At 59.0% G+C, this 24,921-nt stretch carries 20 protein-coding genes; 9 read left to right on the top strand and 11 right to left on the bottom strand.

Annotation, left to right across the window (positions count from 1 at the left end):
- The first annotated feature begins 16 nt into the window (after positions 1-16).
- Both mobH and RBB39_RS17265 read left to right on the top strand, forming a co-directional pair.
- Complete coding sequence (gene mobH / locus RBB39_RS17270; RefSeq protein ID WP_045994469.1) at positions 17-1,798, top strand: MobH family relaxase; 1,782 nt, start codon at positions 17-19, stop codon at positions 1,796-1,798.
- A complete protein-coding gene (locus RBB39_RS17265; protein WP_045994470.1) occupies positions 1,795-2,736 on the top strand; it encodes a site-specific integrase in 942 nt (313 codons plus the stop codon). Before mobH ends, RBB39_RS17265 begins: the two co-directional genes overlap by 4 nt.
- A gap of 114 nt (positions 2,737-2,850) precedes the next feature.
- On the opposite strand, the gene RBB39_RS17260 is transcribed toward RBB39_RS17265, so the two are convergent.
- Positions 2,851-3,729, bottom strand: coding sequence for an MBL fold metallo-hydrolase (locus RBB39_RS17260; RefSeq protein ID WP_045994471.1), 879 nt, complete (start codon positions 3,727-3,729; stop codon positions 2,851-2,853).
- A gap of 110 nt (positions 3,730-3,839) precedes the next feature.
- On the opposite strand from RBB39_RS17260, the gene RBB39_RS17255 reads away from it, so the two are divergent.
- Positions 3,840-4,790: a GlxA family transcriptional regulator gene (locus RBB39_RS17255; RefSeq protein ID WP_045994472.1), complete on the top strand. Its 951-nt coding sequence runs from the start codon at positions 3,840-3,842 to the stop codon at positions 4,788-4,790.
- A 575-nt stretch (positions 4,791-5,365) separates the two neighbouring features.
- Here RBB39_RS17255 and RBB39_RS17250 read toward each other — a convergent pair.
- On the bottom strand, positions 5,366-5,965 hold the full coding sequence (locus tag RBB39_RS17250) for a hypothetical protein (protein WP_253028372.1): 600 nt from the start codon (positions 5,963-5,965) through the stop codon (positions 5,366-5,368).
- A gap of 639 nt (positions 5,966-6,604) precedes the next feature.
- Here RBB39_RS17250 and RBB39_RS17245 point away from each other — a divergent pair.
- From RBB39_RS17245 to RBB39_RS17220, 6 genes are all read left to right on the top strand, one after another.
- Positions 6,605-7,687, top strand: a complete 1,083-nt coding sequence (locus RBB39_RS17245; protein WP_306169233.1) for a hypothetical protein — start codon at positions 6,605-6,607, stop codon at positions 7,685-7,687.
- A gap of 139 nt (positions 7,688-7,826) precedes the next feature.
- Positions 7,827-8,945, top strand: coding sequence for a hypothetical protein (locus RBB39_RS17240; RefSeq protein WP_306169232.1), 1,119 nt, complete (start codon positions 7,827-7,829; stop codon positions 8,943-8,945).
- 76 nt (positions 8,946-9,021) lie between these two features.
- Positions 9,022-10,965, top strand: a complete 1,944-nt coding sequence (locus tag RBB39_RS17235) for an AAA family ATPase (RefSeq protein ID WP_306169231.1) — start codon at positions 9,022-9,024, stop codon at positions 10,963-10,965.
- Positions 10,883-12,238, top strand: coding sequence for a DUF6638 family protein (locus RBB39_RS17230; RefSeq protein ID WP_162197840.1), 1,356 nt, complete (start codon positions 10,883-10,885; stop codon positions 12,236-12,238). Before RBB39_RS17235 ends, RBB39_RS17230 begins: the two co-directional genes overlap by 83 nt.
- A gap of 3 nt (positions 12,239-12,241) precedes the next feature.
- The gene (locus RBB39_RS17225; RefSeq protein ID WP_045994037.1) at positions 12,242-12,508 is read left to right on the top strand and encodes a hypothetical protein; all 267 of its coding nucleotides are present in this window, start codon (positions 12,242-12,244) and stop codon (positions 12,506-12,508) included.
- 10 nt (positions 12,509-12,518) lie between these two features.
- A complete protein-coding gene (locus RBB39_RS17220) occupies positions 12,519-13,172 on the top strand; it encodes a DUF1523 family protein (protein WP_045994036.1) in 654 nt (217 codons plus the stop codon).
- Between the two features lie 540 nt (positions 13,173-13,712).
- On the opposite strand, the gene RBB39_RS17215 is transcribed toward RBB39_RS17220, so the two are convergent.
- From RBB39_RS17215 to RBB39_RS17175, 9 genes are all read right to left on the bottom strand, one after another.
- Complete coding sequence (locus RBB39_RS17215) at positions 13,713-14,717, bottom strand: Rpn family recombination-promoting nuclease/putative transposase (protein ID WP_045992602.1); 1,005 nt, start codon at positions 14,715-14,717, stop codon at positions 13,713-13,715.
- Positions 14,718-14,895: 178 nt separating this feature from the next.
- Positions 14,896-16,317 (bottom strand): aldehyde dehydrogenase family protein, encoded by a 1,422-nt coding sequence (locus RBB39_RS17210; RefSeq protein WP_045992603.1) that lies wholly within the window; start codon positions 16,315-16,317, stop codon positions 14,896-14,898.
- Between the two features lie 70 nt (positions 16,318-16,387).
- The gene (locus RBB39_RS17205; protein ID WP_045992604.1) at positions 16,388-17,350 is read right to left on the bottom strand and encodes an NAD(P)-dependent oxidoreductase; all 963 of its coding nucleotides are present in this window, start codon (positions 17,348-17,350) and stop codon (positions 16,388-16,390) included.
- 159 nt (positions 17,351-17,509) lie between these two features.
- A complete protein-coding gene (locus RBB39_RS17200; protein ID WP_052704335.1) occupies positions 17,510-18,445 on the bottom strand; it encodes a LysR substrate-binding domain-containing protein in 936 nt (311 codons plus the stop codon).
- Positions 18,438-19,205: an IclR family transcriptional regulator gene (locus tag RBB39_RS17195; protein ID WP_045992605.1), complete on the bottom strand. Its 768-nt coding sequence runs from the start codon at positions 19,203-19,205 to the stop codon at positions 18,438-18,440. Before RBB39_RS17195 ends, RBB39_RS17200 begins: the two co-directional genes overlap by 8 nt.
- 92 nt (positions 19,206-19,297) lie before the next feature.
- Positions 19,298-20,914, bottom strand: a complete 1,617-nt coding sequence (locus tag RBB39_RS17190; RefSeq protein ID WP_306169230.1) for a GMC family oxidoreductase — start codon at positions 20,912-20,914, stop codon at positions 19,298-19,300.
- Between the two features lie 4 nt (positions 20,915-20,918).
- Positions 20,919-22,154: a mandelate racemase/muconate lactonizing enzyme family protein gene (locus tag RBB39_RS17185; RefSeq protein ID WP_045992607.1), complete on the bottom strand. Its 1,236-nt coding sequence runs from the start codon at positions 22,152-22,154 to the stop codon at positions 20,919-20,921.
- Between the two features lie 95 nt (positions 22,155-22,249).
- A complete protein-coding gene (gene aldA / locus RBB39_RS17180) occupies positions 22,250-23,674 on the bottom strand; it encodes an aldehyde dehydrogenase (RefSeq protein ID WP_045992608.1) in 1,425 nt (474 codons plus the stop codon).
- A gap of 242 nt (positions 23,675-23,916) precedes the next feature.
- Positions 23,917-24,897: an MDR family oxidoreductase gene (locus RBB39_RS17175; protein ID WP_045992609.1), complete on the bottom strand. Its 981-nt coding sequence runs from the start codon at positions 24,895-24,897 to the stop codon at positions 23,917-23,919.
- Between the last annotated feature and the right edge of the window lie 24 nt (positions 24,898-24,921).

The following is a 24,921-nucleotide window of genomic DNA, read 5'->3' as shown; positions in this document are numbered from 1 at the left end:
TCCAGAGGAGCGAGCATTGCGGATTCTCAACATTCTACGCGGCCGCCGCAGCGCGACCGACAGCGACAGCGTCCAGGATGACGCCGGATGGGAAAGCCCGCGTACCGGCGCTGAGCTTCTAGCCACGCCCTATCGACAGCAGCTGATCAGAGCGATTCAGGAAAGCACATCGCTGACTGCACCGGTGTTTGAGGCCTACGTCAAAGAGCCTCTGCAACGATACGCAGAGCGTGTCCAGCTGCTGCCAGCCTCGGAATCACACCACCATAGCTACCCGGGTGGAATGCTGGATCACGGCCTCGAGACCTGTGTGTTTGGCCTCAGGATCCGACGACAGCACCTACTCCCTCCGAAAAAGTCGCCCGAAAAGCAGTCCTCTACCGGTGAGCTGTGGAGCGTGGCGGTCATCTATGCTTGCTTGCTACACGATATCGCCAAGGTCATCGTCGACGTCGATATACACCTGAAATCCGGCCGAAGGTGGTGCCTGTGGGAGGGCATCATTCCCGACCAGTATCGCGTTCGCTATATCAAGGGGCGAGACTACTTCCTTCACGCTGCGGCCAACCCCCTCTTGTGCAAGGAGGTGATGGGCAATGCCGGGCTTGAGTGGTTGAAAAGCCAGCCGGAGCTGTTTGGCCTGGTGATGTACGCGATCAGTGGCCACTCGGAGCGCTCCGGGGTTGTCGGTGAGATTGTCAGTCAGGCTGACAGGGCTAGCGTGGCCAAGTCGTTGGGTGGCAAGGTTTCCAATATCGACAAGGCACCCCGGGAATCCCTGCAGAGCAAGCTCAAAGGTGCTATTCGCCACATCGTGACAGAAAAGATCCGCCTGAATGAAAAAGGCGCTCAGGGGTTTGTCACTCCCGAGGCGCTGTGGCTAGTGACGCCGCTGGTGCCACGAGAAATCAAGAGCTACCTCCTTTCCCATGGCATCGATGGCGTGCCATCCAATGAGTCTCGCCTCTATGACGAAATGCAGTCCCATGGCCTGATTATAGAGAACCCGGAGGGGCGTTCGGTCTGGAAGTGCAGGGTCGAGGTGGGAGAGTGGCAGACCAATCTTTCCATGCTCAAGGTTCATAAATCGCTCGTTTGGAGCGGTGATGAGGAGCCTGAGATTTTCTCGGGGAGTGTCGAGATCATTGACGTCGGTGAGAGTGGTGAAGGTAGTCAGCCAGCTAGGCAACATCGTAAAGATCAGGAGCCAGGTGACAAGCCTGCAACTCCAGAAACTTCAAGTGAGATGGCTGAGTCGAGTCGCACTGAGGAAATCCAGGATGATCTGGAAGCCTCCATTCTTGATATTGCAACAGGCGGCGATGAGAAAGAAGCGCCAGATTTGGAGCCGCAGCCAAGTCGTAATCCTGATGAGGATGTCGAGAACCTTACGGGTCAGGCATCGCCTGGACAGTCGTCATCCGGGGAAGAGTTTCTCGCCTGGCTGCGAGGCGGGTTGAAAACCCACAAGATATTGATGAACGACTCCAAGGCTCTGGTGCATGCCGTGGATGGGATGTTGATGGTGGTCAGCCCCAAGGTGTTCAAGCGCTATTGTCAGGAGGTGAGCGGAGAAGAGAAAGGCTGGAAAGAAGTTCAGGATTCATTCCAGAAGCTGAAGCTGCACAAGAAAAACAAGGATGGCGGAAGTTTTCACAAGGTAAGGGTGGTCGGTCCAAACAAGAAGTCGAGCACGCTTTCTGGGTATCTTGTGGGTAAGGATGACCTGATGGAGGAGGGTAAGGAGGTTTTTGATAACCCCTTTATTGACCTGATTGATGGGAAGCCTGAAGAATGAAAACATTTACCTTTGATGACTTGCTGCAATCCTATTTTTCTGAGCGCTGGCTGACCGAAAGAAGTCGCATTTCCTATAGCGTTCCGGTGAAGCTATTCCGGAGGTTCGTGGGCCAGGATAAGCTGCCTGCGGAGGTGACCCGTGATGATGTCAGGGAGTGGAGGGAGTTCTGCTTCTCGGAGGAGGGTAGAAACCTCGCACACTCAAGTTGGAATAACTACTGCCGGCACAACCGAATCCTCTTCAAGCATGCGATCGATCACGCCTTGATCGACATCTCGTTCAATCCTTTTGCCAAGATGGAGGTCAGCTCTCCCAAAAAGAGAAAGAAGACCCTTAGCAAGAGGCAGGTCGAAATGGCACGTGAAGCTATTGGCCTGTATAAAAAGATGGAGTGGTACCGAAAAAAGCCCTCAGTACTTCACCCTGTCTGGTTTTGGGAGATCGTGTTCGAGACGTTCTACCATACGGGCATCCGTCTGACTCAGCTGTTGCTGATGAAGCCTGAGGATATCAACCTTAAAAGTCGCGTGCTCACCGCTACCTGGCAGGGGGCCAAGAACAACCGCGAACACTTTGTCCCTATCTCCAATGCTCTCTACCCGCACCTAGAGAACTTGATGAACTCGGCCAAGATGGTGGGTATCCAGCGTGGCGAGCAGCTCTTCAATGTGAACCGATTCAGCGTTCGGCACCGAATGGAGACGATGGACTCCTGGCAGGTGGAGAGCTTCTATCAGAAGCTCTCACAGATTTGCGGCTACCAGATGAGTCCACACCGATTCCGGCATACCCTGGGCACTGAGTTGATGAAGGAACCGGACCGCAACCTACACATCGTCAAGGCGCTGCTTGGCCACAGCAACATCAGCACGACGCTGGAGTATGTCGAGGTCGATATCGGCAGCCTGCGCAGCGCCATCGAGGGGCGTGTCTAGGGCACTTGATGTCAAGGCCTGCCTTGTACTTTAACCCAGCCCCTGGTGCTGCCAGGGGCTGGGTGGAAACCTACCGATATGTTGGACGAGAGCTTCTCTTGTTCCGATGGCTGGCTAGAACGACACAACTTCGCCGTCGGCAGGAATAAGCACGCGATCTGCAATGTCATTATCTTCCACGTACTCACCCAGTTCCTCACGGGTCAGGGTCATGTGATTCACCGCGTCCATATGCACCGCGATGATGGTGGCATTTGGAGCCGCTTGATAGGCGCGCAGAGTGTCTTCCTTGCCCATGATGATCGGGTCGTTCTCGAAGCCGGTGAATTCGGCTGCACCAGCATTCAGCACGATTACCTCGGGCAGGTAGCGCTCTAGCGCCTGGTCGACCTCGTCACGCCAGACCGTATCCCCGACCACATAGGTGGTCTGGCTGTCTGGTGCCTCGAAGACCACGCCCATTATTTCGCCGAGTGCCTCCGCAAGCTCGGGGACGGAATAGATGGCGTCGGAGCCGTGCTGGCCGCCAGTGCGGTGTAGATCGACCCCGCCGAACTCGGCAGTGCCATCCAGGACTCGCACGTCCTCGAAGCCTTGTGAGCGAATCAGTTCGGCATCGGACTGGTGTTGGGCGAACAGCGGGATATCCTTGGGCAGCAGGGCCTGGGCAGCATCATCCCAGTGATCCAGGTGGGTGTGAGTGACGATGACCGCGTCTACGCCATCGATCACCTCCTGCACTGACATCGGCAACTCCACCAGGGGGTTGCGTAGCTCACTGCGATAGGTGCCATCGAAGCCGGGATAGGCACCCTTTTCGGCCAGCATGGGATCGATCAGGAAGGTGGTCTCACCATAGGTGATCTTCACCGTGGCATTGCGGATATGTTGCACCTGCAGGGTTGTGTCCTCTGCTAGCGGTGCGGCGTAGGACGCGCCGCTGGCGAGGGCGGCGGCCAGAAGCAGGGGGCTGACAAGCGTCTTGAATGACATCGAGGTTCTCCGCGTATGGTGTTGGATGGAGCACACTGTAGGAGAATCTGCTTGGCCAGATAATCGGCCCAGGAGACAATAATCGAAAGAATTGGGCCAAGAGAGGCATTATGTCGCTTCCCCGCGTGGGGCTGATTCTCTATCCGCACTTCAGCCCCTTCCATTTCTCGGTACCCTATATGGTATTTGGCACGCCGTCCCCCGAGGGACCCCTGTTCGATCTGTGCATCGTGGCACCGACGGGACAACAGCTAGAAGCCGAGCGAGCCATGACGGTGCGTCCCGATGGTGGTCTTGAGCTGCTGGAGAAGGTGGATATCGCTGTGGTTCCCGGCTGGCACGACCTGGGTGAGCCACCGGCGCCGGAGTTGCTCGAGGCCCTGGTACGCTGCCATGAGAGGGGCGCCCATGTGGTAGGGCTCTGCTATGGGGCCTATGCCCTGGCCTATGCGGGGCTGCTGGATGGTCGGCGGGCCTCGACCCACTGGCTGGCCGAGGAAGATTTCAGCCACCGATTCCCCGCCATCGCGCTGGATACCAATGCCCTCTATGTGGAAGACGATCGCCTGGTGACCTCTGCTGGGACGGCCGCCGGGCTGGACTGCTGCCTGTTCCTGGTGCGCGAGTACCATGGGGCTCGGGTCGCTAACCAACTGGCCCGGCTGCTGGTGGTGCCGCCCCACCGGGAGGGAGGGCAGGCGCAGTTTATCGAGCAGCCGATGGCCGCCTCCACCCAAGACTCCCAGATCAACCTACTGCTCGACTACCTGCGCACACACTTGGCGGAATCGCACAGCATCGATGCACTGGCCGCTCGCACCAACATGAGTCGTCGCTCCTTCACCCGCCACTTTCACCGCGCCACTGGCATGACGGTGGGGGAGTGGTTGATCAACGAGCGCCTGAGGCGAAGCTGTGAGCTGCTGGAAACTACGACCTTGCCGATCGACCAGGTGGCAGAGTGCAGTGGCTTTAACACGGCGACCTCGCTCAGACAGCACTTCCAGCAACGTTTCCGCGTGAGTCCCAGGGAGTGGCGAAGGGCTTTTGGCATCAGGTAGAGACATCAGGGGTGGCCGCACAACCCGTCAACTCACCTGCATTATACGATCGTCTGAATTAGTCCGCCCTGATGCAGGTTGACAGCTGGGGCCTCGTCCTCTTCAATAGCTACTCGATGATGCCGTGTGATGCTGGTGATAACTCCTGATCTCCCAGGCTGTCCCTATACGCATTTCACGAAGCCTTACGCCAGGCGTAATGCACTGATTTTTAACGGTTTTTGGTGGTGTGACTTGTAATCAGTAGGTCCCGGGTTCGACTCCTGGTGCCGGCACCATCTAAAAGATGGTTATGGTTCAACGACTTGCTGCAACATCAAAACCGCCCATCGAGGCGGTTTTTTTGTGCGTGGGTGAATCATGGTGTCGTGCCCGGCAGCGCGGGTGTACTTCAGGCGTTCGGCACCTGCGCAGGCACTTTTCGTACAAGTCCTAGGCGCTGTCCGAAAAGTCGACGAGCGAAGGTTAGACAAGGCAAAAATCGGTGAGAAAGCGCAGTTTACGGGGTGTAAATGAGCATTTTGATCCGATTTTTAACGCCGTATTACCGAGCGCAGGCACTTTTCAGACAAGCCCTAGCGCTTGAGTTCGTCTCTCAGCGTCCTGACCTGCGCGATGTCCAGCCCCGACAGATCCGCCACCGTCTGGTCATCTAGCTGAGTCCGCTCGATCATGTTGCGGGCGACCTCCAGACGAGCCTTCTGTTCGCCCTTCTGTTCGCTTTCCAGCAGGCCTTCCTGACGTCCTTGCTTGCGGCCTTCCTCACGTCCTTCCTTGCGGCCTTCCTCACGTCCTTCCTTGCGGCCTTCCTCACGTCCTTGCTTGAGGCCTTCTTCAAGACCCTGTTGCTTCCACTGCTCGGACCATCGTTTTGCACGCTCGGCCAGCATGTTGTGTACCTCATTGAGTTCGTTAAGATTCTGCCACTCGGTTCCTTCGCTCTCGGGTATCCAATTGGGCAGCAGCACGCGCTTGATCCAGATGGCGAAGTGACGGCGCAGACGAGTCTGGTCCGGCGCTTCGAGCCGTCTTGCCAGTAGCCCGATCAGTTCGACCGCCTCCCTGGAGCCTCGGTGGTGTTCCAGACGAAATATGGCGGCCACCACGCTGCGGGCCTCTGGCGACCAGTGCTCTGAGTCCACGATGGCGCCTCCGTCCAGCAGAAGATAGGGCATTCGTGGGCGGTATCGCTCCAGCTCCCTGGGCACGCTTTGAACGAGGTCCGATACGTCGACGGCGGCGTTCCAACGTTTCTCTCCATTGTAGATGAAGCCTATCAGGAGGACTCGATATTGAGCATTGATTGCCCTGGTTAGGCTGTAGGAGATGGTTTTACTTCTTGATCCACATCATGAAGTTGTATGGCTTTCTCGATGGCGCATTGTTCTTGGTGGCGAGATTGACCTGATGTTTGTTTGTCTCTTCTGGTTCCCGCTCACCATTCACGAATCATTGTTGTTGTGTGTGGCAGTTGGCAATGGCCAGTCATGATGGTAAATCATGTGTTTTTTGTATGTTTATGGGTGAAATCTTACAGGTTTGCCACATCCGGGATTAGGCGATGCTTTGAAGAAGGTATCGCTGATATTGCAAAGTTTACGTGTACTTTTATTCAAGACGTGGGAATAGGATGGGAGAGAAAGTCGTCCTGACTGAAGGTGTGCAGGTATATCACAGGACACATGGTTTTCTCGAAAAAATGTGGCGTTTTGGTTGCTGTATAACTCAAAAGCGGTATAGGCGCAGTCAAGGTTAGGATTTGGGTCGCGCTAGATGCCTTTTATCCGGACAGATCACAGGGAAATATCGAAAAAATGAAGAAATCCCATTTCGATACCATGATTGAAGAATCGAGCAACAAGGTAAAAGAGTCGCAGCGAAAAATTGCCGAGGTCACTGCCAGTGTTGAAGCCGCTCGTGCCCGCGCAGATGCAGGAGACTCAGTAGGCTTCAACATCGAAGTTGCTACCTTGGATGACGTTCATGCCCACACCGAGACCATGAACGCCAATATCGCAGAGTTGATCATGGGGCTTGATGACACTACAGCCGGATTTTCCAAAGATTTTGACGAAATGCGCAACAAGTCCAGTATGGAGAAGTTCGTCGGAATCTTTAGTAAGGGAAAGGCTGAGTCCATGCGCCAGGAGCGAATGAAGAGCGCAAGCATAGACGAAAAGCTGCAGGACCTTATCGCCAAATCCGACATCATCGTAAAACTTCTGGATGGCCAATTACAGGAGCTCGAGAGCCAGCAGGAAAAGGTCCAGAAGAATCTGGAACGATCGCTGGGTGATAGAGAGGCAGCGGTAGCAGAGCTTGAGTCGCTGAGAGCCGAAATAGAGGCACTTGACCCACAGCTCATCGATCTGGAGAGCAAGATATCCGTGGAGCAGGATGCAGCACAGCGTACTCGCCTGGAAACCGAGCTTGCAGACACGAATACACGCTACAACGCGCTGGTCCAGGATGAGCAGGTCAGCATCTCCCGCTCGCAAACGCTCGAGCGCTACATCGAGAAGGGGAAAACCTGGTTGGACAGTCTTCAGAATCAGGCAGCGACTCAAAAGGTGCTGATCAACAAGCTCCAGACAGATACTCAGCAAAGAGTTGTGCTATATGACGCCCTGAGTAAGTCGTTGAAGACGGCTCAGCAGCAGGACGTAGCGCACAGGATCAACGAAATTGGCTCGCAGACAGACCAGGAAGCTCAGACTGCGATGGCGGGCATCGGCAGTGCAACCAACCAGCGCATGGCCGATATGCTCGAAGCACATGAAGGCCAGATGGTGTATGCAAGAGACGTCTTGGAGAAAAAGGCCCGCGCTGACGAGCGCTTTGCTCGAAGATTTTCAAAGATCGTCGAGAAACATGACAAGAATCTGTATGGGCGTTGAGGGGCAGGTTCCCCATCACTCGAGACGTGATAGGTAGAGGTTCTATACCAGCTTCCTTCTGGGGGCGATCATTCGGTGAATGATGTCATCGTTGAATGAAAATGATGTGCTAGCCGGTACTCGCCGAAAAGAGGGTGCGATGGATTCGTCAGATTGTGATCATCTTGAGTTAGCTGACGTGTATGCTTCGCGTCATTACTTTCGGAGATTCAGCGAGATCCTCCAGCGGCTCGAGAGAGTGGCGGCAGCCATGCATGCCAGCGATCAACTGAACCGCATAGATGCAAGAGCACTGACGGATTATCTGAAGCGCCTTGATTTTACCTTTGACGCGTTGAGCACCAAGTATTTGATGGTGGGGCAAACCCCCTCCCGTAGTCTCGGTAGCCTCACCGTGGACAGACGCGAGAGTGGCTTTCCGGTCGCCAGCGAGTTGATGCGTATGGCTAATGACGCTCAGCAAGCTTCACGCCATCTGACAAATATGCCAAGTACACGCGAACTCAAGGCTCAGATGATTCGCACCATCCTTGGTGAGTGCCGTTCGCCTACCCGACTTCAGTATGCCATGTCCCAGCGACTCTATTACGAGCAAATCTCTCGAGGCGTTCTTTTCTGGATTCAAAATGACCCTCAGTGCGAGATGCTGGACAGTGACGGTGGGCGAAGGCGTTTTTTCATCCATTGGGCTGTCTACGACAGCCAGGTCAATCTACCTGTCATCTACTTGATGGAGGTCGATGACAGTGGTTCTGCCCCTCTGCCAAAAGACGAATACCGTTGGCCAGCTGTCCAGGCTCACCTGATGGCCCAGTCCCTTGCTGGACTGACATTGCTGACCATTGCCCGTGGGTTGGATGCGGACTTCGATGACGTTCATCCAAAACGGCTCCACCGCTATCACATTGGGCCCATGTACTCGTCCTCCTATACCGAGCAGGCCGGACCGTTGCGGCAGATTCTCGAGCAGGCCTGTCCAGGGGGAGAGGACGATTGGGCCTTGGCCTGGACCCAGGAGGAGCTCGATAGTGATGGGACGCAAGAAGAACGTAGTGGATGGTTCAGTAAGGTCGAGCGCGAAATCTTTGCCCTGGACCCCTTCTCTGATGGTGCAGGTCATTCCGGAGCTACTCGTACGTTACGCTCCATCATTTTGCCTCAGCGTCCGTATCAGGTTCTGGCTGAGCTGGCCCCCTCCGGGTTTGCCGATGTGCAGAAGTTTGTGGTCAGCCCATCGGGACAGGTGCTGCACTTATAACACGATGATGGCGCCGTCCTGAGGTGCGAAGCAACAATAGATAACCGTGGCAGGAAGGCCCGGTAGCGAGGGATTCATGAGTCTTGACAGCGATCAGATGGAACTGCGCGAAGATGATATCCAGAGGCACTACGCTGCGGCTGAAAGGATGCTGGAGGGCTTTGATCACAGTCCCCGTATCGCCCGCCCACGGCAGCAGCTTACGCTTGACGAGAAAGAAATATCTCCAGGTATAGGTCGTACTCGCAGGCTTCGATCGACCACGCCGGGGCTCGCCACACGCTCCACGGGGCGCCCGGATGGAGTGCACTTGGGCGAACGGATAGCGACAAGCAAAGGAGGAGACCCATTGATGTCTCCGCTCCAGGCGACCGTCCAGCATGGCCTCCGGCGATCCATCGCGATTGCTCTGGCGATTGGCGAATGCTGGGCCAAGCGCAATGGGTTGCTGGAGCTTAAACAGGCCAATCTCTCTGGCTCACTGGCTTCATCGCGGCGTACCGAGTTCACGGAGCTGCTTGCCGCCGAGGCGCTGATCTCCACCCATGTTCTTGCCAACGCCTTGGCATGGCTATTGCTCGATCATGGCAGCGAGACACAGGTTGAGGTGGGCGAGTTACAAGAACTGGTTACTGACAACGCTCAACTGGCTCTTCATGGTGTCTTGTGGGAACTGGATCAGATTGTCGCTTTACATGCCAGCGATGACGTTCACCTTGTTGCCGCCCTGCTTGCCTGGACCGAACAGTTGTTGGAGAAGGTGGTTCTAAGAGCAGAGAACGCTCCGCGACTGGGATCCTTCACCGCCAGCGTATGGAGAGTAGAGGCAGATAGGCTCACATTGAGAGGTTTCGAGCCGGCGCGTCGAGGTGGATCCAGTAATTTGAACATGGTGTTCAAGCGACCTGAAGAGGTCATCGGAAATCATATCGCCAAGCACCAGGCGCAGAGGCTTGCCCGTATGGTGATGGCGTACGACTTTGAACGTCGCATGAACCCCTTCGCCGAGCTGGGAGGTTTTATCTTCACCTTCATGGGGGACGGTAAACCAGGCACCGGCAAGACCACTCTGATCCAGATGATGGCGGGATTGATTCATGACTACTGTCAAGTGGCGGGTTACCCCTTCCGCTACCAGAACTTCGGTGTTGACAATATTGACAGTTATCAAGGCAAGTCGGGACAGAACGCCAAGGCCTTCATTCATCATGTCATGGATCCTTCGGTGATAGGATTTGGAACTATTGATGATATCGACCAGATTGCTGGAAAACGCGGTGACCGTCAGTCCTCCGCCGGGCAGCAGGAGGTGACTGCCGTGTTGATGGAGGCATTTGCCGGCGCCAATACCGTGGTAAGAGGGAATTGTACTTTCGGAATGTTTTCGAACTATCCGGAAAATGTCGACGACGCTCTTCGCCAGCGGGCGGGTGCCAGATTTCTGGTTGATGGACCAAAAACCAGAGAGGACTATATCGATATTCTGCATCTTTTGCTGGGCAGTCACCATGGTATCCCACTCGGAAAGCACGAACTCTATTCTTCTCAGAGCATAAAGCAAGCAATCGCTCAATCCTTTTCTTCCTACAATAGGCCTGCTGAGCCACGCCTGAAAGAGGTTCTTGAACGAGTTTTCGAGAAATTCGGCGATATTGATTCAGTTGCTGCTTTGGGGACATATCTGAAGGAGATTCAACAGGTTGATGAGAGATTTACCGGCCGCGCAATAAAAAACATAAGCGACGCGGTTAAAGTTCGCTCGATGGATTTCGATATACCTGATGAGTGGATGGAGGTTCCGGATGTCTTTCTGGCCAAGGACTATGAAACGAAGAAGGCGATGATTTCAGAGCTTCGTGTCCCGATCACTTCAAACATGGTCCTTCAGGAAATCAATCGCTACGCCGACAGCGAGTTTCGCTATGCAGGAAGCTCCGATGAAGCAGCGATTGATGCGTTGGTACGTGATATGGAACGTCGTCACGAAGCTCAGCGTCGCTTCCAGGATGGCAGAGGGTGATCCTATGCAGCGGCTGATCGAAAGTGGTCTGATGTATTCCAATCTTTTCCACGTCGACTCGCCTGTGTTGGTGGATCGCTATAACAGAGCACTCGAGCACCTGACTGGTGCGACCACCCAGCTTTCCGAGTTTCATGTTGATGTTTCCGGGTATTCCCCGGAAGTTGGTTCAGAGTTGGGTGATCATCAGTACTTGAATCATGGCGGAGTCAATCGTCAATTCATTCTATTGAGTAACGAACAAGGCCGATGCCCCTTGCTCAACGCCCATTTTTCCACCAGTCGACAAATCTTGAACCGATTTATCAGAGAGAACGAACGACAACTATTTGCCTTGACAGCGACCGACGCCATAGCCGGTGAATTGGAGAATTCTGTTTTCAGTGTCGAGAGCCCCCGGGACCTTTTCGATATTCGTCAAATCAAGGTGGTTGCGGACACGACGAATGGCACCATTGCCAAGGCAGGCCACCTTGCCAGGCTGGTGGATCGTTTCCACGATGAGAAGGATGGCTGGTTCAATGAACAACTGATCAACGAAATGATCGATGTTGCTCGTTGTACTGGTGATGTCACGCGGAACCCGGTCCAGCTCCAGCATGCTGTCTTCGAGCAGAGGAATTTCTGGACGTCTTTGTTTGGCGGTCTGTATATCTTTCAAGATATGGAGAAGCCGAGTGTTGTCGTGCGCGAAGAGAAGTACCGGCGCCAGCTGCCGTCGGCGCTTGTAATGCTGCTCGATGATCGACGTGATGTGGCCCGTTTTTTGAGTGACAACGAGCTTGTCGAGACTGTCGTCAAGTTTCCAGGCGATGAGGGTGTTGCTGTCCTGCGCCGAAAGCTGGACCTTATGCTTGGTCTGGAGTTGGCGAAAAAGTCTGTTGATTCAACTGGACATGCCGGGTCTCGACTACGTCGTCTTGCGGCCCGCAGTGGTGTCTCACTACCCATGGAGTATGAAGGGCTGGCGTCCATTGTCCGGTGGGCAGAGGCCGGTGGAACAAGGCCAAAGGTCGGCATAAGTCATCCCGCCTACTTTGCCACCCTTCGTGCTGCTGACACGCCGGTGAAGGATCTGGTCAATATGCTGCTGGCGGAACTGGTTCCGAATGACGTTCTACAGCTCTACATCTGTCACAAGGATGAGTTCTATCGCCGCTACCGAAGCTGGCCGCGTGAGGTCAGAGATTTTTCCGTCGATGCTATCGTTCGTGAGTATATCTCCGATAAAGACTCCGCTCGCGCCATGCTATTTGGCAGTAACAAGGAATAATGCGTGATTGCTTTTGCTCGCCTGATCCTGGTCGTCATGGTTCTTATGACGATCTGTTATATCATTGTCAATATTTACCTTTTTTTTCGTTGGCGCAAGGGGCTTGAAGATGAATGGGAAAGGCGTTCTTCAGCGGGTGACGAGAGAGTCTTTGTGCGCAGATCGACGCGTCGGTATCGTCGCCGCTGGCGGCCTATATTGATATCCTTGATTTATATCTTTCCCGTCACGTTGATGACTGTTTTGGTGTTTGTTATCAATTTTTTCTAGGGGGCAGTCAATGGCAATCGTGAAGTGGAGTTTCTGGGGTGTTTTCTGGCTGATGGTCGGAGCGGTCATGCATTATAGCCTTCCCCAGTATGACGTCGTTCGTATCGTCGATACCTACGAGAAGCGACAGGATATCAACGATTGGACGCGCATCTTTTGGTCTGATCCGGATGATTTGACCAATACGCTGGAAAATCGTGATGTTCAGTTCATACAAGCAGTTTTCCCCAGTGGTAAAGCGATCGTCTATCGCAATGAGGATACCGGCTGGAGCTGGCCACCTTACTTCAAGTTCGATACCGCAAATCTTTATACGGAGGCCAGTGACCGGATTTCGACACGGGCGGATCCTCAATGGGTTTCCATCATGCATTACGGTTGGCGCAACCAATTCTTTTCCATCTTTCCTAATGCTGTCTCGATTGAGTCGGTCGAAGGCCCGAATGACAAGCCATTCAATTGGTTTACATACGGTTTTCTGGTGCTGATGGGAAGCGCTGTCGCTTTCTTATGGCGAGCCTGGGTGCGCTTCAGGCGGCGCCATCTCGACCCGGTGATGGAGGAAGTTGAAGGTGGCCTCGATAGTGCTGGTGAAGCTGTAAATTACCGTTGGCACCGTCTACGCCGATGGCTGGATACATGGAAGGGCCGCAACAGGCGCTAGGTGTCGGGTCGCGGATGAACCTCGGTTCTTGGAAAAACCGCATTGAAGGTGGTGTACTCGGAAACTGCGTCCGCGCACGCTCTGCTCGAAGTGCTTTGGCATCAGACGCAACGCCGGTGGAACAGATCGCCGAGCGCCGCCGGCAACGCTAGACCTATTGGCAGATTGCCCAGGCGCTGGGGATTGGCTAGGGCTTGTCTGAAAAGTGCCTGCGCTCGGTAATACGGCGTTAAAAATCGGCTGGTGCGCCAGCCCGGTCAAAATGCTCATTTACACCCCGTAAACTGCGCTTTCTCACCGATTTTTGCCTTGTCTAACCTTCGCTCGTCGACTTTTCGGACAGCGCCTAAAGCACGGTGGCACGTATTCTCAAGCGCGAGTGGGCCTATCCCTGGTTTTACGGAGCTCGGAGGAGTGAGGCCAGCAGCTGCGCGCCTGGCTTCATCAGGACAACTGGCACCGACCACATGCCTTCCTGAATGATCAGTCTCGCGTTGGCCGGCTGGCCCGTTCCGTGAACAACCTGGCGGGTTTTCACACCTAGCGTTTGAGTTCGTCTCTCAGCGTCCTCACCTGCGCGATGTCCAGCCCCGACAGATCCGCCACCGTCTGGTCGTCCAGCTGAGTCCGCTCGATCATGTTGCGGGCGACCTCCAGGCGAGCCTTCTGTTCACCTTTCTGTTCGCCCTTTTGTTCGCCCTCCTGCAGTCCTTCCTGACGTCCTTGCTTGCGGCCTTCCTGGCGGCCTTCTTCAAGACCCTGTTGCTTCCACTGCTCGGGCCATCGTTTTGCACGCTCGGCAAGCATGTTGTGTACCTCATTGAGTTCGTTGAGATTCTGCCACTCGGTTCCTTCGCTCTCGGGTATCCAGTTGGGCAGCAGCACGCGCTTGATCCAGATGGCGAAGTGACGGCGCAGACGAGTCTGGTCTGGCGCTTCGAGCCATCTTGCCAGCAACCCGATCAGTTCGACCGCCTCCCTGGTGCCACGGTGGTGTTCCAGTCGAAATATGGCGGCTACCACGTTGCGTGCCTCTGGCGACCAATGCTCCGAGTCCACGATGGCGCCTTCGTCCAGCAGAAGATAGGGCATTCGTGGGCGGTATCGCTCCAGCTCCCTGGGCACGCTCTGAACGAGGTCCGATACGTCGACGGCGGCGTTCCAACGCTTCTCTCCATTGTAGAGCACGACGGGCAGCACCGGGGGCAACCTGGCGTGGGGCGAGAGCTTCTGCTGCTTGATCAGGTCCTGATACAGGAGGCCCACGTAGGTCATGATGCGCAGCGCCATGAAGGGATCGATGGTGCTCTGGAATTCGATCAACAGATAGACGTAGATCCAGTCATCGCCGAAGCGTGCGCGCCAGATGACGTCGGACTCCCGATCGCGCAGGTCGTCGCTGACAAAGCTGCTGCTGACCTTCTCCAGTGAGTCGAGGTCGAGATGCGCTATCCATTCCTCCTTGATGAAGCCTGTCAGGAGGTCTCGAATGACTCTAGGTTCGCTGAACAGCAGTTTGTAGCTGAGGTCGTGCTGGTGGTTCATGGGATATCAGCCGCCGACTGGCGAGAGCCAGTAATGGAAGGAGATGGCAATCATCCTGGCGGCTAATGGCTGGCATGTACGGCTACGGAGTCGATTGGGTGGAAACCTGACCAAATGTCAGAAGTTTGAGCAAAGTCTTGTTCAGATCTTTTTCAGAGAGAGGCGTAGTGATAAGCCCTCAACCCCCCAGAATGGCCTTGGTTTCCAGATATTCCTCCAGGCCCTCTTCGCCCCATTCACGACCGTTGCCGGATTGGCCGTAGCCGCCGAAGGGGGCATCGAAGGAAAAGTCCGCCCCTTGCAGGTAGCACTGGCCGGCCTTGAGCCGGCGGGCGATGGGCAGGGCGGCTTCGGCGCTGGCGGCGTAGACGGCGGAAGACAGCCCATAGGGCGTGTCGTTGGCGATCTCGATGGCCTGTTCCAGGTCGTCGTAGGGAATCAGGCACAGCACCGGGCCGAAGATTTCTGAGCGTGCGATCGCCATGTGGTTGCTGACGTCGCTGAAGAGGGTGGGGCGAACATAGTAGCCCTGCTCCAGCCCCTCAGGGGCCTCGGTACCACCCAGCATCAAGCGCGCTCCCTCGGCGATACCCTGCTGAATGTGCTGGCGTACGCTGTCGCGCTGGCGTCGGGACACCAACGGCCCCATGGTGGTGGCGGAGTCCGTCGGGTCACCTGCCACCTGCTCCCGGGCGACCGTCAGGGCGATGCGTTCGGCGTCGGCCAGACGTGAACGTGGTATCAGCATGCGGGTGAAGGCATCGCAGGTCTGACCACTGTTGGCCATCACGTTTTCCACCCCGAAGCGCACCGCCCGGGGCAGGTCCGCGTCCGCGGTGATGATCAGCGGCGACTTGCCCCCCAGCTCCTGACACACTCGCTTGACCCCGGCGGCGGCGTTGATGGCCACCTCGATACCGGCGCGGGTGGAGCCGGTGAAGGACACCATGTCGACCTCGGGATGGCTCGCCAGCAGAGGGCCGATCTCGCTGCCGGAGCCCGTCACCAGGTTGAAGACCCCGGCGGGGAGGCCGACGCTGTGAAAGATCTCGGCCATGATGAAGTCCTGCAGCGGTGTCTGTTCGGCCGGCTTGGTGACCACGGTACAGCCTGCCGCCAGGGCCGGGGCCAGCTTGCCGACCAGCTGATGCAGTGGGTAGTTCCAGGGGTTGATCAGCGCGCACACGCCGACCGGCTCGCGGACGATGGCGACGCCATTGCGGCGTTCGATCTCTTCGGAACGCAAGACCCGCTCGGCGTAGTAGCGCATGCCTTCGATGGGGCCATCCACGTGCATGGCGGGTGTGATCTGGACCGGGCAGCCCAGGGTGATGACGTGCGCCTCGACCAGGTCTGCGTGGCGCCTTTGCATCTCGTCGGCGACGGCGAGAAGTATCTCGCGCCGTTGCCCGGCGGGGGTCGCCGACCAGTCGGGCAGAGCGCGCCGCGCCGCCTCGACGGCGGCGTCGATATCCGCTCGGTGCGCTCTTGGCACCGAGGCGCACAGATTCTCGGTGGCAGGGTCGAGGATGCCAAAGCGCTCGCTGTCGCTGGGCGTGTGCCAGCGGCCATCGATAAAGAAGTGTTCTCTGTAGTGCATGGCGAGGTCCTCGTTGGCTCGGATGATGATCAAGACCGGCGTATACCGTCGCGGTCAGCCTGGCAGCCCTTTATCCGGACCTGCCGCGCACGACCACTTCATGGCCGACCTCTTCCGGCTCGGTGTCGGTCAGTTCGGCGGGGAAGCCGTCGCCGAGCACCTCGACGTCGCAGTCGTCCTCAAGGCGCCGGATGATGTTGGATGACCACTCACGGGGGCCGTAGCGCTCTTGGCCATCCTGAAAGATGTCGAGCAGCAGCGGCGATATCTCGAGGGGCACCTCGAGGCTTCTGGCCAGGGCATCGAACAGTCCCACGTCCTTGAGCACCAGATCCATGGTGAAGCTGATATCGCGGCTACCGTTGAGAATGACCTGGGATTCGGTCTCGTGGACAAAGGAATTGCCCGAGGAGATACGGATGGCCTCGAAGGTGGTGTTCATGTCCAGGCCGGCCTTGCGAGCCACGGTCAAGGCCTCGGCCACCGAACACAGGTTGGCGGTGGCGAGGTAGTTGGTCAGTACCTTGAGCACCGAGGCCGTGCCCAGAGGTCCGGTGTGCAGGACCCGACGCCCCAGGGTGGTCAGCACCGGCAACACCCGTTCAAAGGTGTCGCGATCACCGCCGGCGAAGATCGAAATGTTGCCGGTGGCGGCGCGGTGGCAGCCGCCGGAGACCGGTGTCTCCATGGCGAGGGCGCCGGTGGCGGTGACCCTGGCGGCGATGCGTACCAGTTCCTGGGCATCGGTGGTGCTCATCTCCAGCCACACCTTGTCGGCAGACAGCCCGGCGATGACCCCATCCTCGGCTTCCATTACCGCGCTGCAGGCGCGAGGAGATGGCAGGCAGGTGATGATCATGTCGCTGGCCTCGGCCACTGCTCTGGGGCTGCTGGCGGCGGCTGCGCCCTGGTCGATGAAGCGTCGGGTGACCTCGGGGTCGAGGTCGCGGATCGTGACGTGATAGCCGTTGCGCAGCAGGCTGCCGGCGAGCTTGCCGCCGACGTTGCCAAGTCCGATAAAGCCGATGTTCATGGGATGTCATCTCATGCCGGTGAGCCGATCACCTTGCAGTGACATCCTTGTGCGGGGGCGGATGAAATGCTGCAGGTAGGCTTCACGCTAGGCACGGCGGGGGCAGACGACAATTCATCTTTTCTTGGTGATTGGTCACTTTTGTTGAGTGAAGGCGACTCAGCCCCGCTGACTCAGCAGCCAGGTGCTGAAGGCCTCAACTCGCGGATCGTCGGCCAGATGGGAGGGGTAGGCGATGCCCCATTCGCCGCTGGCGGGCTGTACCTTGCCCGCCGGGTTGATCAGCCGGCCCGTGGCCAGGTCATCCTCGGCGAAGGGGCCATTGACCAGGGCGACGCCTTCACCTCGGGCGGCCATCTCGAGCGCCGCCGCCAGGGTGTCGACCTGAAGGGCGCGTGATGGCGCGGGCCGTGTGGCAGAAGGCGACTGGGTGTCGAACCAGCCCTGCCAGCTCCAGCTCTCGGTGTAGACGCTGATCAGCGGGAAGGCCTGCAGCGCCTCGGGGGATAGCGGCAACGAATGCCCCATCACCAGCGAGGGGCTGCACACAGGGGTCAGCGTCGAGGGAAACAGCGGTGTCCAGTCAAGTCGAGAGGGCAGAGGGCCATCACGGAAGAGGATGGCGATATCGGCGTGAGCGCTGTCGAAGGTCCAGTCCAGGCTGTAGGTCTTTATCCTCAGTTCGGTCTCGGGATAGCGCTGGTGAAATTGTGCCAGTCGTGGGGCCAGCCAGCGGATCGAGGTGGTTACGTAGACCTGCACGCGCAGGGGTTCAAGGCAGGGCTGGCGACGCAGTGTTTCGGCGCCCAGGATCAGCGCTTCCAGGGCGTCGCGCACGACAGGGTAGAAACGTCGCCCGGACTCGGTGAGCTCGATATGCCGACCCCGGCGGGCGAACAGTTTCGTCCCCAGGCTCTGCTCCAGACGCTGTATCTGGTTGGCGATGGCGGGGTGGGAGAGGTGCAGCTCCTCGGCTGCGGCGCGCAGGCTTGATAGTCGCGCCGCGGCCTCGAATCCCTTCAGCGCACTCAAGGGCGGCAGGCGATCCAGCGGCAGCGGTGCCGTGGATGCCCGATGACGCGGGACGTCAGACAACGCGGGACGACAGCTGGCGCGCGGCCTGCACCAGGTTCTTGGAGTAGCGGCGCGCCTCCTGGGGGCTCAGGGTGTCGCTGCTGATGGCGGCGCTGATCGCTGCGATGGGCTCGTTGCGCAGGTTGAGCACCGGTGCGGCGATGCAGCTGACGCCCTGCTCAGGCGCGCCGTTGGAGGTGGCGTAACCGAGCCGATGGGCCCGCCCCAGTTCCGCCATGACGCCTTTCACCCCCTTGTTCTCGGGAGCAAGACCAAGCTCGTCGGCGAGATAGCCCTGCCAGGAGTCCTCGTCGCGCATCGCCAGGATGATCTTGCCACTGGCGGCTTCGTGCAACGCCATGGTCTTGCCGACGTAAAGGTTGAAGCTTGCGCCACTGGCACCGTCGATCTTGGACACCACCACTACCTTGTTGCCGATGGGCACGCACAGAAAGATGGTCTTGTGGATTTCGTTTTTCAGGATTTCCGCGATCGGATAGAAGTAGGGTATCAGGCTCTGCTTGTTATAGATGGTGGAGGATATCTGGAAAATGCGTGAGCCGATGCAGTAGGACTTCTTGCGGCTTGGATCCTGGGCCACCAGCTGGTGGTGAAGCAGGGCGTTGATGACACGGTGACCGGTGGCCGGCGAGATACCGGTAGCGTCACAGATTTCCGAAAGCGTCATGGGATAGCTGGTGGCCGCCAGCAGGTCCAGGATCATGACGCTATGATCGACCGCCGGAGCCTTGGTCTTTTCCGAGGTCCTTTCCGAATTCATGATCAGCCGCGGTCTCCAAAACGCGAATGCGAGGACGAATGCAGATGACTCGTCCGGTCAGACTCAGGGGCGATGTGGCTCCTGGGCGTCGTTCAGATCGGGTGGTCCTGAAGGATCAGGTCGGCCCCCTTTTCCGCCACCATCATCACCGGTGCATTGAGGTTACCCGAGGTGATGTTGGGAAAGATCGAGGCGTCGATGACCCTGAGCCCGGACACGCCATGCACCCTGAGACTGCCATCGACCACCGCCTCGCGAGGGTCGGGCCCCATGGCGCAGGTACCGCACAGATGATAGATGGAGCCTGCGTTGGCGCGAAAGTACTCTAACATGCTTTGGTCATCGTGGACGGCATCCGCCGGGGTGACCTCGGCGTCGATGACGGCACCCAGGGCTGCCGTTTCGGCCAGCGCGCGAATGAGCCGGCTGCCCTGAATGGCCTCGTCCTGATCTCGTCGGGTTCCCAGATAGTTCGGCCGGATCACCGCCGGCTCATTGGCATCGGCACTGGCCAGCTCGATGGTGCCACGACTGTCGGGACGGCAGGAATTGAAGGCCAGCAGGAAGCCGGAGTAGGCATCCGCGGTCAGTGTCGTGTCCGGAAGCGCCGGGATGCGATAGGACAGCGGGTTGAAGTAGAGCTGGATATTGGGCACGGGTTCGTCGGCATGGCCGCGAAAGAAGCCGCCGGCCTGGTTGACGCTCATCGCCAGCGGGCCGCTGCGATTGATCAGGTACCTCATCGTTGCCCTGGTCAGGCCGGGCAGAGAGTTGAAGTCGTCGTTCAGGGTCCGGCAGTTGGCGCGATAGAAGTAGCTGACGGCCAGGTGATCCTGCAGGTTTCGGCCCACGCCGGGCAGCTGCTGGAGCGCTGCGATCCCGTGTTGTCGCAGCTTCTCGCTGTCCCCGAGCCCCGATAGCATCAGCAGCTTTGGCGAGTCCACCGCACCGGCGCAGACGATCACCTCGCGGCGTGCGCGCAGGGTCTTCAACTGGCCTTGCTCTCGGTATTCAATGCCGCTGGCGCGACGCTGATCGTCGAACAGCACCCGTTGAACCTGGCTGACGTGCTTGAGGGTGAGATTGGAGCGCTCGAGCGCCGGCTTCAGGTAGGCGGTGTTGCTGGAATCGCGACGGCCTCGGCGGATGTTCGTCTCATAGAGGCCGGCACCTTCGATGGAGGCGCCATTGAAGTCGTCATTGAGCGGGTAGCCGAGTTCATCGGCAGCCCTGAGGTAGGACTGGCAGATCGGATGGGCGATTTCCTTGAGCGGGGTGATGCCGATCAGTCCCTGGCTCGAGTGGAATTCGGTATCGCCCGCAGGGTGCTGCTCGAGTTTCCTGAAATAGGGCAACAGCGCCTGGTAGCCCCACCCCGGGTTACCTGCGCGCTCCCAGTCATCGAAGTCCGATGGCTGGCCTCGCACATAGATCATGGCGTTGATCGAGCCCGATCCTCTCTGGACCTTGCCCCGGGGTGTGTAGATCCGCCGGTTGGCCAACGCCGGCTCCTCGGCGCTGTAGTACATGTAGTTGTAGCCGGGGTGATAGTAGGTCTTGGCAAAGCCCACCGGCACCCGAAGCCAGGGGGAGCTGTCACGGCCGCCGGCCTCGACGATCAGTACCTTGTGGCGTCCGCTGGCACTCAGCCGGTGGGCCAGCACGCAGCCTGCGGAACCTGCACCGACGATGATGAAGTCGTAGTCCATCGCCTCAGGCCTCCGGTCGGGTCTTCCAGCGGGTGCAGGACTGCTGGACGACGTCGTAGGGCGTGGCGTCCATGCTCAGGTGCAGGCGCTTGCCGGTGTAGGGCGAGTGGGCCCTGACCACCGCCATGTCCAGTTCCACCCCGAGCCCCGGTCGATCGGAGGGAATGATAAAGCCGTCACTCCACTCGATCTTGGCTTCGAGCACCTCGGCGTGGAAGCCGTCCCAGGTGCCGATGCTCTCCTGGATCAGGAAGTTGGGTGTGGTGGCGGCGAGCTGAATGCTGGCCGCCGCACCCACCGGGCCGTTGTACAGGTGGGGCGCTATCTGGGCGTAGTGGACCTCGGCCAGGGCGGCGATCTTCTTGCCTTCGAGGATGCCGCCGACCCGGCCAAGGTTCATCTGCAGGATCGAGGCGGCCTGGTGGCGCAGCAGGTCATGGAACTCGTACTTGGTGGTCAGCCGCTCACCGGTGGCCACCGGGATGGAGGTATGGTCGGCGACCCTGGCCATGGCCTCGCTCTGGCCGGGTGGCACCGGCTCCTCGAACCACAGCGGGTCAAAGGGTTCGAGGCGCTTGGCCAGGCGGATCGCCGAGGCCGGCGTCATCTGGCCGTGGGTACCGAACAGCAGGTCGCAGCCGTTGCCGACCGCCTCACGGATGCGCTGGCAGAAGGTTGCGCTCTTTTCCAGCGCCTCCAGTGACAGCATATGCCCGCAGTAGGCGGTGTAGGGGCCCGCCGGATCGAACTTGAGCGCGGTAAAGCCGAGGGCCTTCTGCTCCAGGGCGCACTCCACCGCCAGCTCGACATTGTCGTAGTCATAGTCGCCGCCGGGGGCACGGGGGTAGAGATAGGTGTAGGAGCGCAGCCGATCGTGGAGCTTGCCGCCGATCAGTGCATGTACCGGCTGGCCGGCCGCCTTGCCGACGATGTCCCAGCAGGCCATCTCGAGGCCGCTGAGCACCCCCATCATGGTCAGGTCCGGGCGCTGGGTGAAGCCGCTCGAGTAGGTCTCGCGATACAGCCGTTCCAGATGGTGGGGATCCCGTCCCTTCAGGTAGCGCTCGAACACGTCCTCGATGGCGGCGACCACCACTTGCGGGTGGAAGGTCGCCGCATAGACCTCGCCGACGCCCTCGATGCCACAGGCGGTTCCCAGTTTGACGAAGATCCAGTACATGCCGCCGATGTGGGGCGGAGGTGTGGCGACCACATGGCTTTCACAACTGACGACTTTCATGAACGGCGAGTCCTCTGAAAAGGGCAGCAAGCGGCCGACCGCCAGGCGTAGACGCGGCGGTGATGGGCTTGGGTGTGGGGTGGCGCGGGATGGCGTCAGTAGTTCAATACCACCAGCCGGGTCTGGGTGTAGTCCAGCATGCCGTGCTTGCCGTCGTCGCCACCGAGGCCCGAACGCTTCCAGCCGGCGTGGTAGCCCTGGTAGGGGTCCGATGGGGTGCGATTGATGTAGACCTCGCCTGCCTCGATGTTGTGGGCCACCTTCATGGCGGTGCGGTAGTTCTCGGTGAACACCACCGAGGCAAGGCCGAACTGGTGGTCGTTGGCCAGCGCCAGGGCTTCATCCACATCGGCGTAGGTCAGCACCGGCAGTACCGGGCCGAAGATCTCTTCCTGGACGATCTCCATGTCCTGGCGGCAGTCGGTCAGCAGGGTCGGCGGGTAGAAGTGTCCGGGGCCAGGGGGAATCGCGCCGCCGGTGGCCAGGGTGGCGCCGTCGTCGATGGCACGCTCGACCATCTGGTGGACATTGAGGCGGGTGTTCTCGTTGATCAGGGGGCCCATGTGGCTAGGGTCCTCGGCACGATTGCCGAAGGTGCAGGCCTCCATGTTGGCCTTGAGCAGGGCGATGAAGGGCTCGGCGATGGACTGATGCACGTAGACTCGCTCGATGGCGGTACACAGCTGGCCGCAGTTGGTGGTCTTGGAGGCCACGATCTGACGGGCGGCCTGCTCGAGGTCGGCGTCGGGCTCGACGATGGCCGGTGACTTGCCACCCAGTTCCAGCGACGACTTGGCGATATTGACCTGGGAGTACTCCAGCACCTTGCGGCCGGCGCCGACGCTGCCGGTGAGGGTGATCATGCCGACCCTTGGGTGAGTACACACGGCCTCGGCGGTGGCGTGGTCCATGCTCAGGATGTTGACCACCCCCGGCGGGATCTCGGCCGCCTGGACGGCCCTGGCAATTTCGAAGGCCGAACGCGGAGTGTTGTTGCTCGGGCGCACGATCACGCTGTTGCCGGTGATCATCGCCGGGGCAATCTTGCGCAGCAGGGTGAAGACGGGGTAGTTGAAGGGAATCAGGCAGGCCACCACGCCGATCGGCTCCCGAGTGAGCAGCAGGCTCTCGTCAGGGGTGTCGCTGGGCACGATATCGCCCTCGATCCGTCGCGCCCATTCGGCGTGGTAGCGGGTGATATCGGCCGCGTATACCGCCTCGTTGATGGCGTCCTCGAGGCTCTTGCCCGACTCTTCGGCCAGCGCCCGCCCAATGGCCTCGCGACGCTCCATCAGGGCGTCGGCCAGGCGCTGCATATGTACCGCCCGCTCGGCACTGGTCAGCCTGCGCCAGTGCTTCTGGGCCCTGGCCGCGACCTCGACAGCTTCCATCGCCTGGGCGTTGGTGGCGGCCTGGACCTCGCCCACCACCGCTTCCGTGGCGGGGCAGTAGACCGGGATCATGCTGGCATGGGGGGCGCTGACAAAGTCGTTGTTGATGAAATTCCCATCGGTGCTCATGGCTGATTCCTCGTCAAGTTCAAACCAGCCTAGGAAGCGACCCTGAGGGCGTCAAGAAAATTCCTTATGTAGAAATAAAATTCCACATATGGAATATGTGGCGGTGTGCTGGTGCCTGTATGCGAGCCGGCAGGAAGCCAAGACAGCGCCAGGTAAGCGCCAGGTAAGGCCCAAGAAAGCGCCGAGGAAAGCAACATCAGGCGCCCTGCCGGCGACGGCCAGCAGGGCACGTGTCATCGGGCCTAGCGGGTGGCGACCACCACGCGACCTCTGACCTTGCCTTCCATCAGGCGCTCTGCGGTGGTGATGGCCTCGCTCAGCGGGATCTCGCTGGCGATGTCGTCGAGACGCTCTTCAGGCATCAGCTCGGCCAGGCGCTGCCAGGCTTCCAGGCGAACTTCTCTGGGCTGCATCACGCTGTCGATGCCGGCCAGGGTCACGCCGCGCAGGATGAAGGGCATCACCGTGGCGGGAAGGTCCATGCCCTGGGCCAGGCCGCAGGAGGTCACCGTGCCGCCGTAGCGGGTCGAGGCCAGCACATTGACCAGGGTGTGGCTGCCGACGCTGTCGACGGCACCCGCCCAGCGTTCCCTGGCCAGGGGCTTTCCGGGCTGTTCGAGCTCGCCGCGGTCGATGATCGAGGTGGCGCCGAGCGCCTTCAGGTAGTCCGCCTCCTCGACCTTGCCGGTGGAGGCAACGACTTCGTAGCCCAGCTTGGCCAGCAGGGTGATGGCAAAGCTGCCGACGCCACCGCTGGCGCCGGTGACCAGCACCTCGCCCTGGTCCGGGGTCACCCCGTGGCGCTCCAGCGCCAGCACCGAGAGCATGGCGGTGTAGCCGGCGGTGCCGATGGCCATGGCGTTTCTGGTGCTGAAGGCTTCGGGCAGCGGGATCAGCCAGTCGCCGTTCAGCCGTGCCTTCTGGGCCAGCCCGCCCCAGTGCTTCTCGCCGACGCCCCAGCCGTTCAGGACCACCCGGTCACCCGGCTGGAAGTCCTGGTGCTGTGAGGCTTCCACCACGCCGGCAAGGTCGATACCCGGGACCATGGGGAAGGACTTGACCACCGGGCCCTTGCCGGTGATGGCCAGCCCGTCCTTGTAGTTCAGGGTGCTGTATTCGACGTTCACGGTCACGTCGCCCTCGGGCAGGGCCTGGTCATCCAGTGACTCGATAGCGGCCTTCTGAGTGTCGCCTTCCTTGCGGATCACGATGGCGTCGAACATGGCGGTCTCCTTTTTAGACGGTTT

The organism is Halomonas sp. MMSF_3323, assembly GCF_030733595.1.
In the GTDB taxonomy this organism is placed as follows: domain Bacteria; phylum Pseudomonadota; class Gammaproteobacteria; order Pseudomonadales; family Halomonadaceae; genus Halomonas; species Halomonas litopenaei.
The sequence above is the reverse complement of the archived record's forward strand: the minus strand, read 5'-3'. Positions and strand labels throughout refer to the sequence as shown.